Genomic DNA, 16,314 nt, shown 5'->3' with positions numbered 1-16,314 from the left:
CCTGCCATCGCGACGATAACTATTACGAAGGTTCTCTAGGCACACCCGGCGCTTGCAGGGGCCGGAAGCCACGTAGTACCAAACCAACGAGGAATTCATCATGGCTTTAACAGTAAACACCAACGTAGCATCGTTGAACGTCCAGAAGAACCTGGGTCGCGCTTCCGACGCCCTTTCGACCTCGATGACTCGTCTGTCTTCCGGTCTGAAAATCAACAGCGCCAAAGACGACGCTGCTGGCCTGAACATCGCCACCAAGATCAACTCGCAGATCAAAGGTCAGACCATGGCGATCAAAAACGCCAACGACGGTATGTCCATTGCTCAGACCGCTGAAGGCGCGCTGCAAGAGTCGACCAACATTCTGCAACGTATGCGTGAACTGGCTGTTCAGTCGCGAAACGACAGCAACAGCGCTACTGACCGCGTTGCGCTGAACAAAGAATTCACTCAGATGAGTTCGGAACTGACCCGTATCGCCAACAGTACCAACCTGAACGGCAAAAACCTGATCGACGGTTCTGCCAGCACCATGACTTTCCAGGTTGGCTCCAACTCCGGCGCCTCGAACCAGATCACTCTGACTCTGAGCGCCAGCTTTGACGCAAACACCCTGGGTGTCGGTTCGGCAATCACCATCGTCGGTTCCGACAGTGCTGCTGCAGAGACCAACTTCTCTGCTGCAATGGCCGCTATCGACTCGGCTCTGCAGACCATCAACAACACGCGTTCTGATCTCGGTGCTGCACAAAACCGTCTGACCAGCACCATCTCCAACCTGCAGAACATCAACGAAAACGCCAGTGCTGCACTGGGTCGTATCCAGGATACCGACTTCGCTGCTGAAACTGCACAGCTGACCAAGCAACAGACCCTGCAACAGGCTTCCACCTCTGTTCTGGCTCAGGCTAACCAGCTGCCATCCGCAGTACTGAAACTGCTTCAGTAATAGCGGCGTGAGTTTTAGCGGGGGAGTACTTAACAGTGCTCTCTCGCTTTTTTACTTTCTGAGGTAATGGTCATGGATATGAGTGTGAAGTTGAACGTGACTTATCCGGCCGTTCTACCGGTGAGTCAGGCCCCTGTGCCGGATGCGTCGGTTGACAAGCCTGCTGATAAGGCGCCCGTCGAGCGCGTTGCCGCAACGGCCGAAAGTAAAGGCTCCGGTCTGCACAAGGATGATTCCAAGGACGATGCCAAAGTCAAGGCAGCCGCTGAGGACATCCAGAAGTTCTTTCACGAGGTAAAGCGCAATCTCGAGTTTTCGATTGACGAAGATTCTGGCAAAGTCATTGTCAAGGTCATTGCCAGCGACTCGGGTGAAGTGGTAAGACAGATTCCTAATGCAGAAATCCTGAAGCTGGCCGATAGCCTGAGTGATGCGAACAGTTTGTTGTTTCGCGCCAAGGCTTGAACACCGGTACGGTATTTGTTGCAGGTTGCCCGGTGCTTTGAAAGCGCAGGAAAGCCGGCGGCATTCTTGAAGGGAGAAGTAACATGGCAAGTCCAATTTCAGCTTCAACAGGCTTGGGTTCGGGCCTGGCGATCGGCAATATCGTGACGGTTCTTGTCGACGCCGAGAAGACGCCCAAGCAAAACCAGATCGACAAGCAAAGTGCCTCAACGACTGCATCGCTGTCGGGTGTCAGTCAGTTGACGTCTGCACTGGCTGCGTTCCAGAAAACACTGGACACCCTTGCCAGTTCCACCACGCCTGCCTTTCAGGGCTTTGCTGCTACGTCTTCCAATGAAGCGGTGGTCAAGGCCACAGCGGGCAACACGGCAGTCAACGGCACCTACGCGATCAACATTAGCCAGCTGGCAACGCCTTCGAAGGTGGCTACCGCCGCGCTGAGCTCGACGCAGGCGAGTGCTATTCCGAGTGGTACTCTGAAAATCACTCAAAATGGCACTGATTACAACGTGGCGATCGACAAGACCTCGACGCTGCAGGAAGTGCGCGACAAGGTCAACTCGACGCTGCAGGGTAAAGGCATCACTGCCAACATTATCAACGACAACAACGGTTCCAGGCTGGTGTTCAGTTCGACGACCACCGGCAAGGGCAGTGACATTTCGGTGACGGGGTCTTCCGGCCAGGAAGCACTTAACATTGATGGCACCAAGTTGATGAGTGCCTCGGGTACTGGCGCCGGTGCGATTACCGATGTCGCCAAGGACGCCGCATTCACGGTCGATGGCTTGAGTCTGACCAGCAAGACCAATACCGTGAGCACGGCGATTTCCGGTCTGACATTCGAGCTGGTCGCGCCCAGCGCTTCTGCTGATCCTTCGGCATCGACCAAGGTCACGGTAGCCACTAATACCGATGGTCTGAAAACGTCATTGCAGTCGTTCGTCGACTCCTACAACACACTGGTTTCTCTGGTGTCGTCGTTGACCAAGGGCACTGTCGACAGTCAGGGTAAATACACGGCCGCCGCGTTGACCGGCGATTCCACGCCGCGTGCGCTGCTGGCAACGATACGTGACCAGATTGCCACGGCTACGTCGAATGCCGGCTTGAGTTCCCTGTCGCAGTTGGGGATCAAGACTCAACAGTCTGACGGCAAGTTGACGTTGAGCACTACCGAACTCACAACAGCGCTGAGCGACAAGAAGCTGGGCAGCCAGATTCAGGCGATGTTCACCGGTGTGACCAATGCTGACGGCACCAGCTCGGGTGGCTTGATCGCACGCATGAACACTGCGCTTGAGCCGTATACGAAAGCCGATGGCGTTCTGGCTGGCAAGACCACCAGTCTTAATAAGGTGCAGACGCGACTGGCCAATGATCAGGAGGCGCTCAACCGTCGTATTACGACATTGACGGCAACCCTCACCAAGAAATACAACGCAATGGACCTGGTCGTCGGGCAGTTAAAGGCAACGGCTTCAAGCATTACTTCTATTTTTGAAGCGATGAACGCGCAGAAAAACGCCTCGTAAAACAACAGTGCAGAAGTACCAGGAACCCGACGCTGTGTCGGGTTCTTGCTTTTGGGCTAAAGTTTCTGCGCACTGCGTCGATAGCTTGAGTATCAGTATTCTGGATTTGTTACGAGGCCCATTATGAATCCGATGTTAGCGTTGCGGCAGTATCAGAAGATCGGCTCCCAGGCTCAGACCTCGGAGGCCAGTCCTCATCGTCTGGTTCAAATGTTGATGGAAGGTGGCCTCGACCGCATTGCTCAGGCCAAGGGCGCCATGGCGCGCAGGGATATCGCCAGCAAGGGCGTGCTCATCAGCAAGGCCATCGACATCGTGGGCGGCCTGCGTGAGGGGCTGGATCTGGAAAACTCGCCCAGCGATGCGCTGGTCAGGCAGGACAGCCTCTATCACTACATGATGACGCGTCTGGCGGAAGCCAACGCCCGTAATGATCAGAAGATGCTCGATGAAGTCGCCGGCCTGTTGATCACCGTCAAGGAAGGCTGGGACGCTATCGGCACCCTGCAATAATCTGCTGGCCTGAGGAGAACAATAATGAGTGCTGCGCTCAAGCGTATCGAAGAAACCCGCGAAGCCTTGGTAGGCGCGCTGGCTGATCGTGACTGGGAGGCTATCGTCAAGCTGGACCTGGCATGTCGCGAGTGCGTCGACGCGGTGGTCGGCGAAGCGCCCGACGACGAACCTGCACTGCGCAGCAACCTTGAGGAGTTATTGGGTGTCTACAGGCAACTGATTGATGTTGCAACCGGCGAGCGTCAAGCGGTTGTCGAAGAAATGACTCAAATCCAGAATGCGAAGAGCGCGACGAAGGTATACCATCTGTTTGGTTAATGTTTAATTGTCATTTTTATTGTTCGACAAGAATTTCGCCATAAATTTGACTGTGTCCGTTTTTTTGACTTAACTAGTGATGTTTACTATTTTCTGGCGTCTCAAGGTTTATACAGCTGAGAAAGCCAAGCTGCCCCCCCAATCATGGGCATTGAGTTGACTAGGGAAGTTGCTATTGCATGTGGCGTGAAATCAAGATTCTGCTAATCGATGACGATAGCCAGCGCCGCCGGGATCTGGCGGTTATCCTGAATTTTCTTGGCGAAGAAAATCTCTCCTGTTCCACTCAGGACTGGCAGCAGGTAGTCGGCTCTCTGGCGTCTCCACGAGAAGTACTGTGCGTACTTGTCGGTAGCGTAAATGCACCGGGCAGCCTGCAGGGGCTCCTTAAGACCATCGCGGCATGGGATGAGTTCCTTCCGGTGCTGCTGATGAGCGAAAATTCCTCTGTCGAATTGCCCGAGGATTTGCGCAGGCGAGTCCTCTCTGCCCTCGAAATGCCGCCCAGCTACAGCAAGCTGCTCGATTCGCTGCACCGTGCCCAGGTCTATCGCGAGATGTACGACCAGGCCCGCGAGCGCGGCCGTCATCGTGAACCGAACCTGTTCCGCAGTCTGGTAGGTACCAGCCGTGCGATTCAGCACGTGCGGCAGATGATGCAGCAGGTCGCCGACACCGATGCCAGCGTACTGATTCTTGGTGAGTCGGGGACCGGCAAGGAAGTGGTTGCGCGTAATCTGCATTACCACTCCAAGCGTCGTGATGCGCCGTTCGTGCCGGTCAACTGCGGTGCCATTCCGGCCGAACTGCTCGAAAGCGAGCTGTTCGGACATGAGAAGGGCGCGTTTACCGGCGCGATCACCAGCCGTGCCGGCCGTTTCGAGCTGGCCAACGGCGGCACATTGTTCCTCGACGAAATCGGCGACATGCCGCTGCCGATGCAGGTCAAGCTGCTGCGCGTCTTGCAGGAGCGCACGTTCGAGCGTGTGGGCAGCAACAAGACGCAGAGCATCGATGTGCGCATCATCGCTGCGACGCACAAGAATCTCGAGACCATGATCGAGCTGGGTAGCTTCCGCGAAGACCTTTACTACCGTCTCAATGTGTTCCCGATCGAAATGGCGCCGTTGCGCGAGCGTGTCGAAGACATCCCGCTGCTCATGAACGAATTGATTTCGCGTATGGAGCACGAGAAGCGCGGTTCGATTCGTTTCAACTCCGCCGCCATCATGTCGCTGTGTCGCCATGCCTGGCCGGGCAACGTCCGTGAGCTGGCCAACCTGGTCGAGCGCATGGCGATCATGCATCCGTATGGTGTGATTGGTGTGGCCGAGCTGCCAAAGAAGTTTCGCTACGTCGACGACGAAGACGAGCAGATGGTCGACAGCATGCGCAGCGAGATCGAAGAGCGTGTGGCGATCAACAGCAATACGCCGAATTTCGCCTCTGGCGCGATGCTGCCGCCTGAAGGGCTCGATCTGAAAGACTACCTCGGTGGTCTTGAGCAGGGCCTGATTCAGCAGGCACTCGACGATGCCAACGGTATCGTTGCCCGCGCTGCGGAGCGCTTGCGTATTCGTCGTACCACGCTGGTCGAGAAGATGCGCAAGTACGGTATGAGTCGTCGTGAGGGCGATGAACAGGCAGATGATTGACGCCGGTTTTTTGTGCCAAAAACCAAGCCCCTGATTTTTCAGGGGTTTTTTTTAGGCACGGGGATTGCTAAGTCTCTCTTAACACACCGTTTACTGACGGTTCGCCACGAGAGAGATGAATCATGTCCCAGGCCGCCCAACTGACTTCCGCCCTATCTGTTCAGGCTCAGTACTCCCCGGAACTGGAAAGTCGTCAGGGGCTTGAGCAGGCATTCTCGCTGTTCAATCAAATGTCGGCGCAACTGACCAATTCCTACGGCGTGCTTGAAGCGCGTGTTACCGAACTCAAGGGCGAACTGGCGCATGCCGGCGCCCAGCGTCTTCAGGAACTGGCGGAAAAAGAACGCCTGGCCAACCGCCTGCAGAATCTGCTTGATCTGTTGCCTGGTGGCGTCATCGTTATTGATGGCATGGGCGTCGTGCGAGAGGCCAATCCTGCTGCCATCGATCTGCTCGGGCAGCCGCTGCTGGGCATGCTCTGGCGTCATGTGATCAGCCGCTGCTTTGCACCCCGTGAGGACGATGGTCACGAAGTCTCGCTCAAGGACGGTCGCAGGCTCTCTATTGCCACGCGTTCGCTGGATGCCGAGCCGGGGCAGCTGGTATTGATCAATGACCTGACCGAAACCCGTCATCTTCAGGAGCAGCTGGCCCGTCACGAGCGCCTGTCTTCACTGGGGCGTATGGTCGCTTCTCTGGCGCATCAGATTCGTACACCGTTGTCCGCTGCGATGATTTACGCCAGCCACTTGACCGAGCGGGAACTGCCGGTGGAAACCCAGCAGCGTTTCGCCGCGCGGCTCAAGGATCGTTTGCATGAGCTGGAGCATCAGGTTCGCGACATGCTGGTATTCGCCCGGGGCGAGCTGCCGCTGACGGATCGGCTGACCCCCGGAGCTCTGTTTCAGGCGCTGCAAAATGCTGCTGCGACGCATGTTCAGGGCTTAGCGGTGCGCTGGCAGTGCGACAGTATCGATGGCGAGCTGCTGTGCAATCGCGACACACTGGTCGGCGCACTGCTCAATCTGATTGAAAACGCCGTCCAGGCAAGCGCTGGCCGGACACTGCTGAAAGTTCACGCCTACAGTCGCGGCAATGAGCTGCGGATCTGCTTCAGCGATAACGGCAGCGGCATTGACAAGGCTGGGCTGGCGCGCATCGGTGAGCCATTCTTTACGACCAAGACCACCGGCACAGGGCTTGGTCTGGCTGTGGTGACGGCGGTGTCGCGTGCGCATCAGGGACGCGTGCATTATTTGTCGCGGGTCGGCCGTGGTACCTGCGCCATTATCAGTCTGCCGTTGATCCCGGCTTCCAGTTCGACAGGTACTAACTGATGCCGATCAATGTGCTGCTGGTCGAGGATGATCTTTCGCTCCGGGAAGCGCTTGGGGAAACCCTCGAGCTGGCCGGTTATGACTATCAGGCGGTCGGTTCTGCCGAAGAGGCGCTAGTGGCCGCCGACGCACAGCCCTTCAGCCTGGTGATCAGTGACGTCAACATGCCGGGCATGGACGGGCACCAATTGCTGAGTCTGTTGCGCAGCCGGCATCCGCAATTGCCGGTGCTGCTGATGACCGCGCACGGCGCGGTCGAGCGTGCGGTCGATGCCATGCGCCAGGGCGCTGCGGATTACCTGGTCAAACCCTTCGAGCCCAAGGCGCTGATCGCACTGGTTGCGCGGCATGCACTGGGTCGTCTGGAGCCTGCCGAGCGCGACGGGCCGATTGCCGTGGAGCCCGCCAGTATCCAGTTGCTGAACCTGGCCAGTCGCGTGGCGAAAAGCGACTCCACCGTGTTGATCTCCGGCGAGTCCGGTACTGGTAAAGAGGTTTTGGCGCGTTTCATTCATCAAAACTCGCCCCGTGCCGATAAGCCTTTTATTGCGATCAACTGTGCAGCGATTCCGGACAACATGCTGGAAGCCACGTTATTCGGTCATGAAAAGGGTTCGTTTACCGGCGCCATTGCGGCGCAGGCCGGCAAGTTCGAGCAGGCTGACGGCGGGACGATCCTGCTGGACGAGATTTCCGAAATGCCGCTGGGGCTGCAAGCCAAATTGCTGCGTGTGTTGCAGGAACGCGAAGTCGAGCGCGTAGGGGCGCGCAAGCCGATCGTTCTGGACATTCGCGTCGTGGCGACCACCAACCGCGATCTGGCGGGCGAAGTAGCGGCGGGGCGCTTTCGTGAGGATCTGTTTTATCGCCTGTCGGTATTTCCACTGGCATGGCAGGCGTTGCGTCAAAGGACTGCCGATATTCTGCCGTTGGCCGAGCGGCTTCTGGCCAAGCACGTCAATAAAATGAAGCACGCGCCGGTTCGTCTTTCTGCAGAAGCGCAGCAGTGTCTGGTGAGCTATCCATGGCCCGGGAATGTGCGGGAACTGGATAACGCAGTACAGCGGGCCTTGATTCTGCAGCAGGGCGGGGTGATTCAGGCGCAGGATTTCTGTCTGTCCGGGCCGGTTACCAGCTTGCCTGTTGCCGCACCCGCCGAGGCTGCAGCGGCTGTGACCGTCACTACCGTGGCGGAGAACGCAGGGACCGGCGTTAGTCCGGAATCTGCCGGCGCGCTGGGCGATGACCTCAGGCGTCATGAGTTTCAAATGATCATCGACACCCTGCGTTCTGAACGGGGACGTCGCAAGGAGGCTGCGGAACGCCTGGGTATCAGCCCACGTACATTGCGTTACAAGCTGGCGCAGATGCGTGACGCTGGAATGGATGTGGAAGCCTATCTGTTTGCCACATGAAGGAAGCACACTGATTGCCGTTCCCGATCGGCGGTCACTGAATATTTTTGCTGTGATGCAAGTCTGAAATACACCCGACGCCCCGTAAATAAGGGCGATTCGGCGTGATCTCGTGTCAAGTGACATGATGCACTTATCTGGTGTGGCAAATAGCCGCCATCTAGCTGGCATCGTTGTTGCTATACCTTCTGTACCCGCTGAATCAGTGTCAAAAATTTGCGGGCCTTACGAGAGATATGTCCATGAGCCAAGGTGTTGAATTTAATCGCTTGATGTTGGATATGCGGGCCATGCAGATGGATGCGATGTCTGCGCCCAAGCCCGTGTCCGGTGTGCAGGAAGCCGGTGCCAGCAGCTTCGCTGACATGCTTGGTCAGGCCGTCAACAAGGTCGCGCAGACCCAGCAGGCTTCCAGCCAGTTGGCCAATGCATTCGAAGTCGGCAAGAGCGGCGTGGATCTGACCGACGTCATGATTTCGTCGCAGAAAGCCAGTGTGTCTTTTCAGGCGTTGACCCAGGTACGTAACAAGCTGGTTCAAGCTTACCAAGACATCATGCAGATGCCGGTTTAAGGGACGTACTGAGTCATGGCCGAAGCAGCTGCCGATACCGTTCCTGCAAGAGCGGGCGCTTCCGAAAGAAAACCGTTGTTCGGTATGTCTTTTCTGGAAAATCTTTCCGAAATGACCATGCTGCGGCAGATCGGCCTCATGGTCGGTCTTGCCGCGAGCGTGGCCATCGGCTTTGCCGTGGTGCTCTGGTCCCAACAGCCTGACTATCGTCCGCTTTATGGCAGTCTGGCGGGCATGGACAGCAAGCAGATCATGGACACCCTGACTGCAGCGAACATCAACTACACCGTCGAGCCGAACTCCGGTGCGCTGCTGGTCAAGTCCGATGATGTGCAGCGTGCCCGCATCCAGCTGGCCCAGGCGGGCGTGGTACAGAACGACGCCAACATCGGCTTTGAAATCCTCGATAAGGATCAGGGCCTGGGCACCAGCCAGTTCATGGAAGCCACGCGTTATCGTCGCGGGCTGGAAGGCGAACTGGCGCGTACCATTTCTGCGTTGAACAACGTCAAGGGTGCGCGCGTGCACCTGGCCATTCCGAAAAGCTCGGTGTTTGTTCGTGATGACCGTAAGCCAAGCGCCTCGGTACTGGTCGAGCTGTACGCCGGTCGCTCGCTGGAGCCGAGCCAGGTGCTGGCCATTATCAATCTGGTCGCCACCAGCGTTCCCGAATTGAGCAAGTCGCAGATTACCGTCGTCGACCAGAAGGGCGCGCTGCTTTCTGATCAGGCGGAAAACTCCGAGCTGACCATGGCTGGCAAGCAGTTTGACTACAGCCGGCGCATGGAAGGCATGCTGACCCAGCGTGTGCAGAACATCCTGCAGCCGATCCTGGGTAATGACCGCTACAAGGCCGAGGTCTCGGCGGTGGTTGATTTCAGCGCTGTCGAATCGACCGCCGAAAGCTTCAACCCTGACCAGCCTGCCTTGCGCAGCGAGCAGTCGGTCAATGAACAGCGTTCCAGCAGCTCAAGCTCGGGCGGCGTTCCGGGAGCGCTGAGCAACCAGCCGCCCGGTCCGGCGACGGCTCCGCAGACTGCAGGTGCTGGTGCCGCCGGTGCTGCCGGCCCCATCGCGCCAGGCCAGCCCCTGCTGGATGCCAATGGTCAGCAGATCATGGACCCGGCAACCGGTCAGCCCGCATTGGCGCCATACCCGGCCGACAAGCGCGTGCAGTCGACCAAAAACTTCGAGCTGGACCGTTCGATCAGTCATACCAAGCAGCAGCAGGGTCGTCTGACCCGTCTTTCGGTCGCGGTAGTGGTCGATGACATGGTCAAGACCAACGCGGCCAATGGCGAAGTCAGCCGTGCTCCGTGGAGCGCGGCGGATCTGGCGCGCTTCACGCGTCTGGTGCAGGATGCCGTCGGTTTCGACGCCAGCCGCGGTGACAGCGTCAGCGTAATCAACGTGCCGTTCTCCAGCGAACGCGCTGAAGTGCTGCCTGAAGCGTCGTTCTATTCGCAACCCTGGTTCTGGGACATCGTCAAACAGGCTGTTGGCGTGATCTTCATCCTGATTCTGGTGTTCGGTGTGCTGCGCCCGGTGTTGAACAACATCACCAACGGCAAGCGCAAGGAACTGGCAGGTTTCGGTGGCGACGCCGAGCTGGGTGGCATGGGCGGTCTGGACGGCGAATTGTCCAACGATCGCGTAAGCCTGGGCGGTCCGCAGAGCATTCTGCTGCCGAGCCCGACCGAAGGCTATGACGCACAGCTGAATGCAATCAAGAGTTTGGTGGCTGAGGATCCTGGCCGTGTGGCTCAGGTTGTGAAAGAGTGGATCAACACTGATGAATGAACGAGCCATGGTAGCCAAACTCTCCAAAGTTGAAAAAGCGGCTGTACTGTTGCTCTCGCTGGGCGAAACCGATGCGGCTCAGGTGCTCCGGCACATGGGCCCCAAGGAAGTCCAGAAAGTGGGCGTAGCGATGGCGCAGATGCGCAATGTGCATCGCGAGCAGGTCGAAGAGGTCATGAGCGAGTTCGTCGACATCGTTGGCGATCAGACCAGCCTTGGCGTCGGTTCCGATGGCTATATCCGCAAGATGCTGACTCAGGCACTGGGCGAGGACAAGGCCAACGGCCTGATCGACCGGATCCTGCTGGGTGGCAATACCAGCGGTCTGGACAGCCTCAAGTGGATGGAGCCGCGTGCCGTTGCCGACGTGATCCGTTTCGAGCACCCGCAGATTCAGGCCATCGTGGTCGCCTATCTCGACGCCGACCAGGCGGGCGAGGTGCTTGGGCATTTCGATCACAAGGTCCGCCTCGACATCATCCTGCGCGTGTCGTCGCTCAACACCGTACAGCCAGCGGCTCTCAAGGAATTGAACCAGATTCTCGAGAAGCAGTTCTCCGGTAACGCCAACACGTCGCGTACCACACTGGGTGGTATCAAGCGTGCGGCCGATATCATGAACTTCCTCGACAGCTCGATCGAAGGTTCGCTCATGGACTCGATCCGCGAGGTCGACGAAGACCTGTCGGTGCAGATCGAAGACCTCATGTTCGTCTTCAACAATCTTTCCGATGTGGACGATCGCGGTATCCAGGCGCTGCTGCGCGAAGTATCCTCGGACGTGCTGGTACTGGCCCTCAAGGGCTCGGACGAAGCGATCAAGGAAAAAATCTTCAAGAACATGTCCAAGCGTGCCTCCGAGCTGCTGCGCGACGACCTGGAAGCAAAAGGTCCGGTGCGTGTCAGCGATGTGGAAACCGCCCAGAAAGAAATCCTCACCATCGCGCGTCGTATGGCCGAGGCCGGCGAGATCGTACTCGGTGGCAAGGGTGGCGAGGAAATGATCTAAGGATTCAGCCGACTCATGTCCAGTTCCAATAAAGAATCGGCCAGCGACCTCATTCGCGCCAAGGACGCCGGGTTGCTCGATATCTGGGCGTTGCCCAGCTTCGATCCGCACGTCGAGCCCGAACCTGAACCGGAGCCCGAGCAGCTCGACGAACCGGCCGAGATGGAAGAAGTGCCGCTGGATGAAGTCCAGCCACTGACCCTGGAAGAGCTGGAAAGTATCCGCCAGGAGGCCTGGAACGAAGGCTTTGCCACCGGTGAAAAGGAAGGTTTCCACAGCACTCAACTAAAAGTGCGTCAGGAGGCTGAGGTCGTTCTTGCGGCAAAAGTCGCCAGCCTGGAACAACTGATGAGCAACCTGCTGACACCTATCGCCGAGCAGGACACCCAGATCGAGAAGGCCGTCATTCACCTGGTCGAGCACATCGCGCGCCAGGTGATTCAGCGTGAACTGGTTACCGACTCGGCACAGATTGCCAGCGTCCTGCGCGATGCCCTCAAGCTCTTGCCGATGGGCGCGCAGAACGTGCGAATTTTCATAAACCCTCAGGATTTTCTGCTGGTCAAGGCCATGCGCGAACGTCACGAGGAGTCCTGGAAGATCGTCGAAGATGAAGACCTGCTGCCGGGTGGTTGTCGGATCGAAACCGAACATAGCCGTATCGACGCCAGCGTCGAAACGCGCATCGCCCTGGCAATTTCCAAGATGCACGACCAGTTGCATGAGCAGGTAACCCATCCTGCGGCAGCCGATCTGAGTATCGATCTGCAAGCCTCGCCAGGTACAGTGCCTACTGCTGACGAATCCGACGCGGACACCCTCGATGCGCCTTGATCGCACCAGTTTCGCCAAGCGCCTCGGTTCCTATGCCGAGTCAATCAGCCTGCCTGTCCAGCCCGTAGTGGAAGGCCGCCTGCTGCGCATGGTGGGTCTGACGCTTGAGGCCGAGGGCCTGCGCGCGGCGATGGGCAGCCGCTGTGTGGTCATCAATGACGACAGTCATCACCCGGTGGAAGTCGAAGCCGAAGTGATGGGTTTTTCCGGTGGCAAGGTGTTTCTGATGCCGGTCGGCAGCGTGGCCGGCATCGCGCCTGGCGCACGGGTTGTGCCGCTGGCCGATACCGGTCGGCTGCCGATGGGCATGAGCATGCTGGGCCGGGTGCTCGATGGCGCTGGTCGTCCGCTGGATGGTCGCTCGCCGATCAAGGCCGAAGACTGGGTGCCGATGGATGGCCCGACCATCAACCCGCTCAAGCGTGACCCCATCAGTCGGCCGCTGGATGTCGGCATTCGGTGCATCAACGGTTTATTGACGGTGGGCCGCGGTCAGCGTCTCGGGCTATTTGCCGGTACGGGCGTGGGTAAGAGTGTGCTGCTCGGCATGATGACGCGCTTCACCGAGGCGGACATCATCGTCGTCGGCCTGATCGGTGAGCGGGGCCGTGAGGTCAAGGAGTTCATCGAGCACATCCTCGGCGAAGAGGGCCTGAAGCGTTCGGTCGTCGTCGCTTCGCCTGCTGATGATGCGCCACTGATGCGCTTGCGTGCAGCGATGTATTGCACACGAATCGCCGAATACTTTCGTGACAAGGGCAAGAATGTCCTGTTGCTGATGGACTCCCTGACCCGTTTTGCTCAGGCTCAGCGGGAAATTGCGCTGGCCATTGGCGAGCCGCCAGCCACCAAGGGTTATCCGCCCTCTGTCTTCGCCCGTTTGCCAAAGCTGGTGGAGCGCGCTGGCAATGCCGAGGCGGGTGGTGGTTCGATCACCGCGTTTTACACGGTGCTCTCGGAGGGTGATGATCAGCAGGACCCGATTGCCGACTCGGCGCGTGGTGTGCTCGACGGTCACATCGTACTGTCCCGGCGCTTGGCCGAAGAGGGGCATTACCCGGCCATCGATATTGAAGCGTCCATCAGCCGGGTCATGCCTGCGGTGGTCAGCCCTGAACACATGGCGCGTGCCCAGCATTTCAAACAGTTGTGGTCGCGCTATCAGCAGACCCGCGACCTCATCAGCGTCGGTGCTTACGTGGCCGGTGGCGACCGGGAAACCGACATGGCGATCGCGCTGCACCCGGTGCTGGTGCGTTACCAGCGCCAGGGCCTGCGTGAAAACGAAAGCATAGAAGGCAGCAGCGAGGCGCTGGCGTCGATTTTCGCACCAGCGCCTGGCGGCTGATAAGCCATGGCCCAGAGTCGAGCGGCGCGTCTGGCGCCGGTGGTCGAGATGGCAGAAGCCGCCGAGCGAACCGCCGCCCAGCGCCTTGGGCACTTCCAGGGGCAGGTCAACCTTGCCAATAACAAGCTGCAGGAGCTTGACCAGTTTCGTCAGGATTATCAGCAGCAATGGTTGCAGCGCGGCAGTGCCGGGGTTTCCGGGCAATGGTTGCTGGGCTACCAGCGCTTTCTCAGTCAGCTCGATGTCGCCGTTGCCCAGCAATACAAAAGTCTCGAATGGCACAAGGCCAATCTGGATCGGGCGCGCAGCGCCTGGCAGGATTGCTATGCGCGGGTGGAGGGCTTGCGCAAGCTGGTGCAGCGCTACATGGACGAGGCGCGCAGGCTGGAGGACAAGCGCGAGCAGAAATTGCTCGACGAGTTGTCGCAGCGTCTGCCTCGCCATGAACAATTCTGACGTTTGACTCAATCAGACCCGCAGCAATCTCTCTGGCTGGTCTACGCTATCAATGTCTCGGTGATGAAACACCTCGAGGTTCCCATGACAGTCACTTCCAAACTTTCTGACGATGGCCGGACGCTGATCCTTGAAATCGAAGGACGCTTCGATTTCAACTCCCATCAGGCGTTTCGCGCTGCCTATGAGGACCATCCGCAGTCATTGAATTACGTGGTCGACCTGCGCGGTACGCATTATCTGGACAGCTCGGCGCTGGGGATGCTGTTGCTGCTGCGCGATCACGCTGGCGGTGACAAGGCGTTGGTGCGCCTGGTCAACTGCACGCCTGATGTGCTGAAGATTCTGGCCATTTCCAATTTCTCGAAGCTGTTCGAATTGAGCATACCCAGTGCAGTCAGCCCCGAAAAAACTGTGCATTCTGATCGCTGATGACAGCACCAGTGACCGCTTGCTGCTTTCAACTATCGTTGCGCGGCAGGGTCACCGGGTTCTCAGCGCGGGCAACGGTGTCGAAGCGGTTGCCATCTTCAAGGCCGAAAGCCCGCAGTTGATTCTGATGGACGCCATGATGCCGGTCATGGATGGTTTCGAAGCGGCGCGAAGAATCAAGGCAATGGCCGGCGAATCGCTGGTGCCGATCATCTTCCTGACCTCGCTCACCGAAGGCGAAGCGCTCGCACGCTGCCTGGATGCCGGTGGCGACGATTTCATGTCCAAGCCTTACAACCCGCTGGTATTGGCCGCCAAGATCAACGCCATGAACCGCTTGCGGGTATTGCACGAAACCGTCCGCCAGCAGCGTGACCAGATCGCCAGGCATCATGAGTATCTGCTCAATGAGCAGCGTGTCGCCAAGGCGGTGTTCGATCAGATCGCCCACGCCGGTTGCCTGGGGGCGAGCAATATCCGCTACCTTCAGTCTCCCTACGCATTGTTCAACGGCGACCTGATGCTCGCCGCTTATACGCCAGCCGGGCACATGCAGGTGCTGCTCGGGGATTTCACCGGACATGGCTTGCCGGCGGCGGTGGGTGCCATGCCACTTGCCGAGGTGTTCTACGGCATGACCGCCAAGGGCTATGGTCTGGTTGAAATCCTCCGTGAAATGAACGCCAAGCTCAAACGTATCCTCCCGGTCGACATGTTTTGTTGTGCGACGCTGCTGTGTATCAATCTTCCGCAGCGGCAGGTTGAGGTCTGGAGTGGCGGCTTGCCGGACGGTTACCTGTTGCGCGGCGTGCAGGGCGAGCATGTGCCGCTGGCTTCGAATCATCTGCCATTGGGTGTATTGAGCGTCGATGCCTTCGATGCGCGCACCGACGTGTATCCCTTGGCACCGGGTGATCGCATATTTCTGTTGTCCGACGGCGTGCTCGACACCAGTAACAGCCAGGAGGAGCTGTTCGGTGCGCAGCGTCTGCGAGAGGTTCTGTCTGCCAATCGCGAACCGCAGTTGCTGATCGAAGAGATCCTCGAGGCGCTCAACGAATTTGGCGGCAAGGCGCGTGACGATGTCAGCCTGCTGGAAGTCAGCGCTGTCGAGGCGCCGCTGAAAAGTCTGCCAGCGATGATGTATTCGGACAGCGGCGCATCCAGCCCGCTGGACTGGTCGGCCAGCTTCGAGTTTCGTGCCTCGACCCTCAAGCGTTTCAACCCACTGCCTTATGTGCTGCAACTGCTGCTGGAGGTTCATGGCCTGCGTGATCAGGGGGCCGCACTGCACATGGTGCTTGGCGAGCTGTACAGCAATGCGCTGGAGCATGGTGTGCTAGCGCTGGATTCGTCGCTCAAGCACGATGCAGCAGGTTTCGCGCTTTATTACCAGCAGCGCGCAGAGCGTCTCGACAGGCTGCAGTCCGGCTTCATCCGGGTGACCCTGCAGGTCGAAACGGTCGCGCAGGGCGGTCGGCTGACCCTCAGCGTCGAGGACAGCGGCCAGGGATTCGATGTGGAAAAGATCCGGACGCCGACGTCTGCCAGCAATGAACTGTATGGTCGCGGACTGCACCTGGTCTGCGAATTGAGCCGCGAGGCCAGGTGGTCCAGGGATGGCAGGACCGCCTGCGTGGAATTTTCCTGGAAGGGAGTGGCATAATCCTCGC

The 16,314-nt window shown here is 58.5% G+C and carries 16 protein-coding genes; all 16 read left to right on the top strand.

Annotation, left to right across the window (positions count from 1 at the left end; genetic code table 11):
- Window positions 1-100 precede the first annotated feature (100 nt).
- Complete coding sequence (locus JOE39_RS11130) at window positions 101-949, top strand: flagellin domain-containing protein (RefSeq protein ID WP_003316798.1); 849 nt, start codon at window positions 101-103, stop codon at window positions 947-949.
- 72 nt (window positions 950-1,021) lie between these two features.
- Window positions 1,022-1,414: a flagellar protein FlaG gene (locus tag JOE39_RS11125; protein ID WP_003316799.1), complete on the top strand. Its 393-nt coding sequence runs from the start codon at window positions 1,022-1,024 to the stop codon at window positions 1,412-1,414.
- 83 nt (window positions 1,415-1,497) lie between these two features.
- Window positions 1,498-2,949 carry a flagellar filament capping protein FliD gene (gene fliD, locus JOE39_RS11120; protein WP_003422158.1) on the top strand — a complete coding sequence of 484 codons (1,452 nt, stop codon included), beginning with the start codon at window positions 1,498-1,500 and terminating at the stop codon, window positions 2,947-2,949.
- A gap of 123 nt (window positions 2,950-3,072) precedes the next feature.
- Complete coding sequence (fliS, locus tag JOE39_RS11115; protein ID WP_003316801.1) at window positions 3,073-3,462, top strand: flagellar export chaperone FliS; 390 nt, start codon at window positions 3,073-3,075, stop codon at window positions 3,460-3,462.
- A 24-nt stretch (window positions 3,463-3,486) separates the two neighbouring features.
- A complete protein-coding gene (gene fliT, locus JOE39_RS11110; protein ID WP_003391333.1) occupies window positions 3,487-3,783 on the top strand; it encodes a flagellar protein FliT in 297 nt (98 codons plus the stop codon).
- 179 nt (window positions 3,784-3,962) lie between these two features.
- Entirely contained in the window at window positions 3,963-5,438 is a 1,476-nt protein-coding gene (gene fleQ, locus JOE39_RS11105; RefSeq protein WP_003422160.1) for a transcriptional regulator FleQ, read from the top strand.
- 122 nt (window positions 5,439-5,560) lie between these two features.
- Window positions 5,561-6,775, top strand: coding sequence for an ATP-binding protein (locus JOE39_RS11100; protein WP_016568598.1), 1,215 nt, complete (start codon window positions 5,561-5,563; stop codon window positions 6,773-6,775).
- A complete protein-coding gene (locus JOE39_RS11095; RefSeq protein WP_122336114.1) occupies window positions 6,775-8,190 on the top strand; it encodes a sigma-54 dependent transcriptional regulator in 1,416 nt (471 codons plus the stop codon). The genes JOE39_RS11100 and JOE39_RS11095 overlap by 1 nt, the downstream gene beginning before the upstream one ends.
- 242 nt (window positions 8,191-8,432) lie before the next feature.
- Window positions 8,433-8,762, top strand: a complete 330-nt coding sequence (fliE, locus tag JOE39_RS11090; RefSeq protein WP_192874395.1) for a flagellar hook-basal body complex protein FliE — start codon at window positions 8,433-8,435, stop codon at window positions 8,760-8,762.
- A gap of 15 nt (window positions 8,763-8,777) precedes the next feature.
- Complete coding sequence (gene fliF / locus JOE39_RS11085; RefSeq protein ID WP_024682836.1) at window positions 8,778-10,562, top strand: flagellar basal-body MS-ring/collar protein FliF; 1,785 nt, start codon at window positions 8,778-8,780, stop codon at window positions 10,560-10,562.
- The gene (gene fliG / locus JOE39_RS11080; protein ID WP_003316807.1) at window positions 10,555-11,571 is read left to right on the top strand and encodes a flagellar motor switch protein FliG; all 1,017 of its coding nucleotides are present in this window, start codon (window positions 10,555-10,557) and stop codon (window positions 11,569-11,571) included. Before fliF ends, fliG begins: the two co-directional genes overlap by 8 nt.
- A gap of 15 nt (window positions 11,572-11,586) precedes the next feature.
- Complete coding sequence (gene fliH / locus JOE39_RS11075; protein WP_003344005.1) at window positions 11,587-12,405, top strand: flagellar assembly protein FliH; 819 nt, start codon at window positions 11,587-11,589, stop codon at window positions 12,403-12,405.
- Window positions 12,395-13,753, top strand: coding sequence for a flagellar protein export ATPase FliI (gene fliI / locus JOE39_RS11070; protein WP_003391356.1), 1,359 nt, complete (start codon window positions 12,395-12,397; stop codon window positions 13,751-13,753). The genes fliH and fliI overlap by 11 nt, the downstream gene beginning before the upstream one ends.
- A 6-nt stretch (window positions 13,754-13,759) precedes the next feature.
- Window positions 13,760-14,209 (top strand): flagellar export protein FliJ, encoded by a 450-nt coding sequence (gene fliJ / locus JOE39_RS11065; RefSeq protein ID WP_002554288.1) that lies wholly within the window; start codon window positions 13,760-13,762, stop codon window positions 14,207-14,209.
- An 84-nt stretch (window positions 14,210-14,293) separates the two neighbouring features.
- Window positions 14,294-14,641: an STAS domain-containing protein gene (locus tag JOE39_RS11060; RefSeq protein ID WP_003344003.1), complete on the top strand. Its 348-nt coding sequence runs from the start codon at window positions 14,294-14,296 to the stop codon at window positions 14,639-14,641.
- Window positions 14,601-16,307, top strand: coding sequence for a fused response regulator/phosphatase (locus JOE39_RS11055; protein WP_010425377.1), 1,707 nt, complete (start codon window positions 14,601-14,603; stop codon window positions 16,305-16,307). Before JOE39_RS11060 ends, JOE39_RS11055 begins: the two co-directional genes overlap by 41 nt.
- The last annotated feature ends 7 nt before the right edge of the window (window positions 16,308-16,314 follow it).

It is taken from the genome of Pseudomonas sp. PvP100, assembly GCF_017833055.1.
GTDB lineage: Bacteria > Pseudomonadota > Gammaproteobacteria > Pseudomonadales > Pseudomonadaceae > Aquipseudomonas > Aquipseudomonas syringae.
This window is presented reverse-complemented; position numbering and strand designations above follow the sequence as displayed.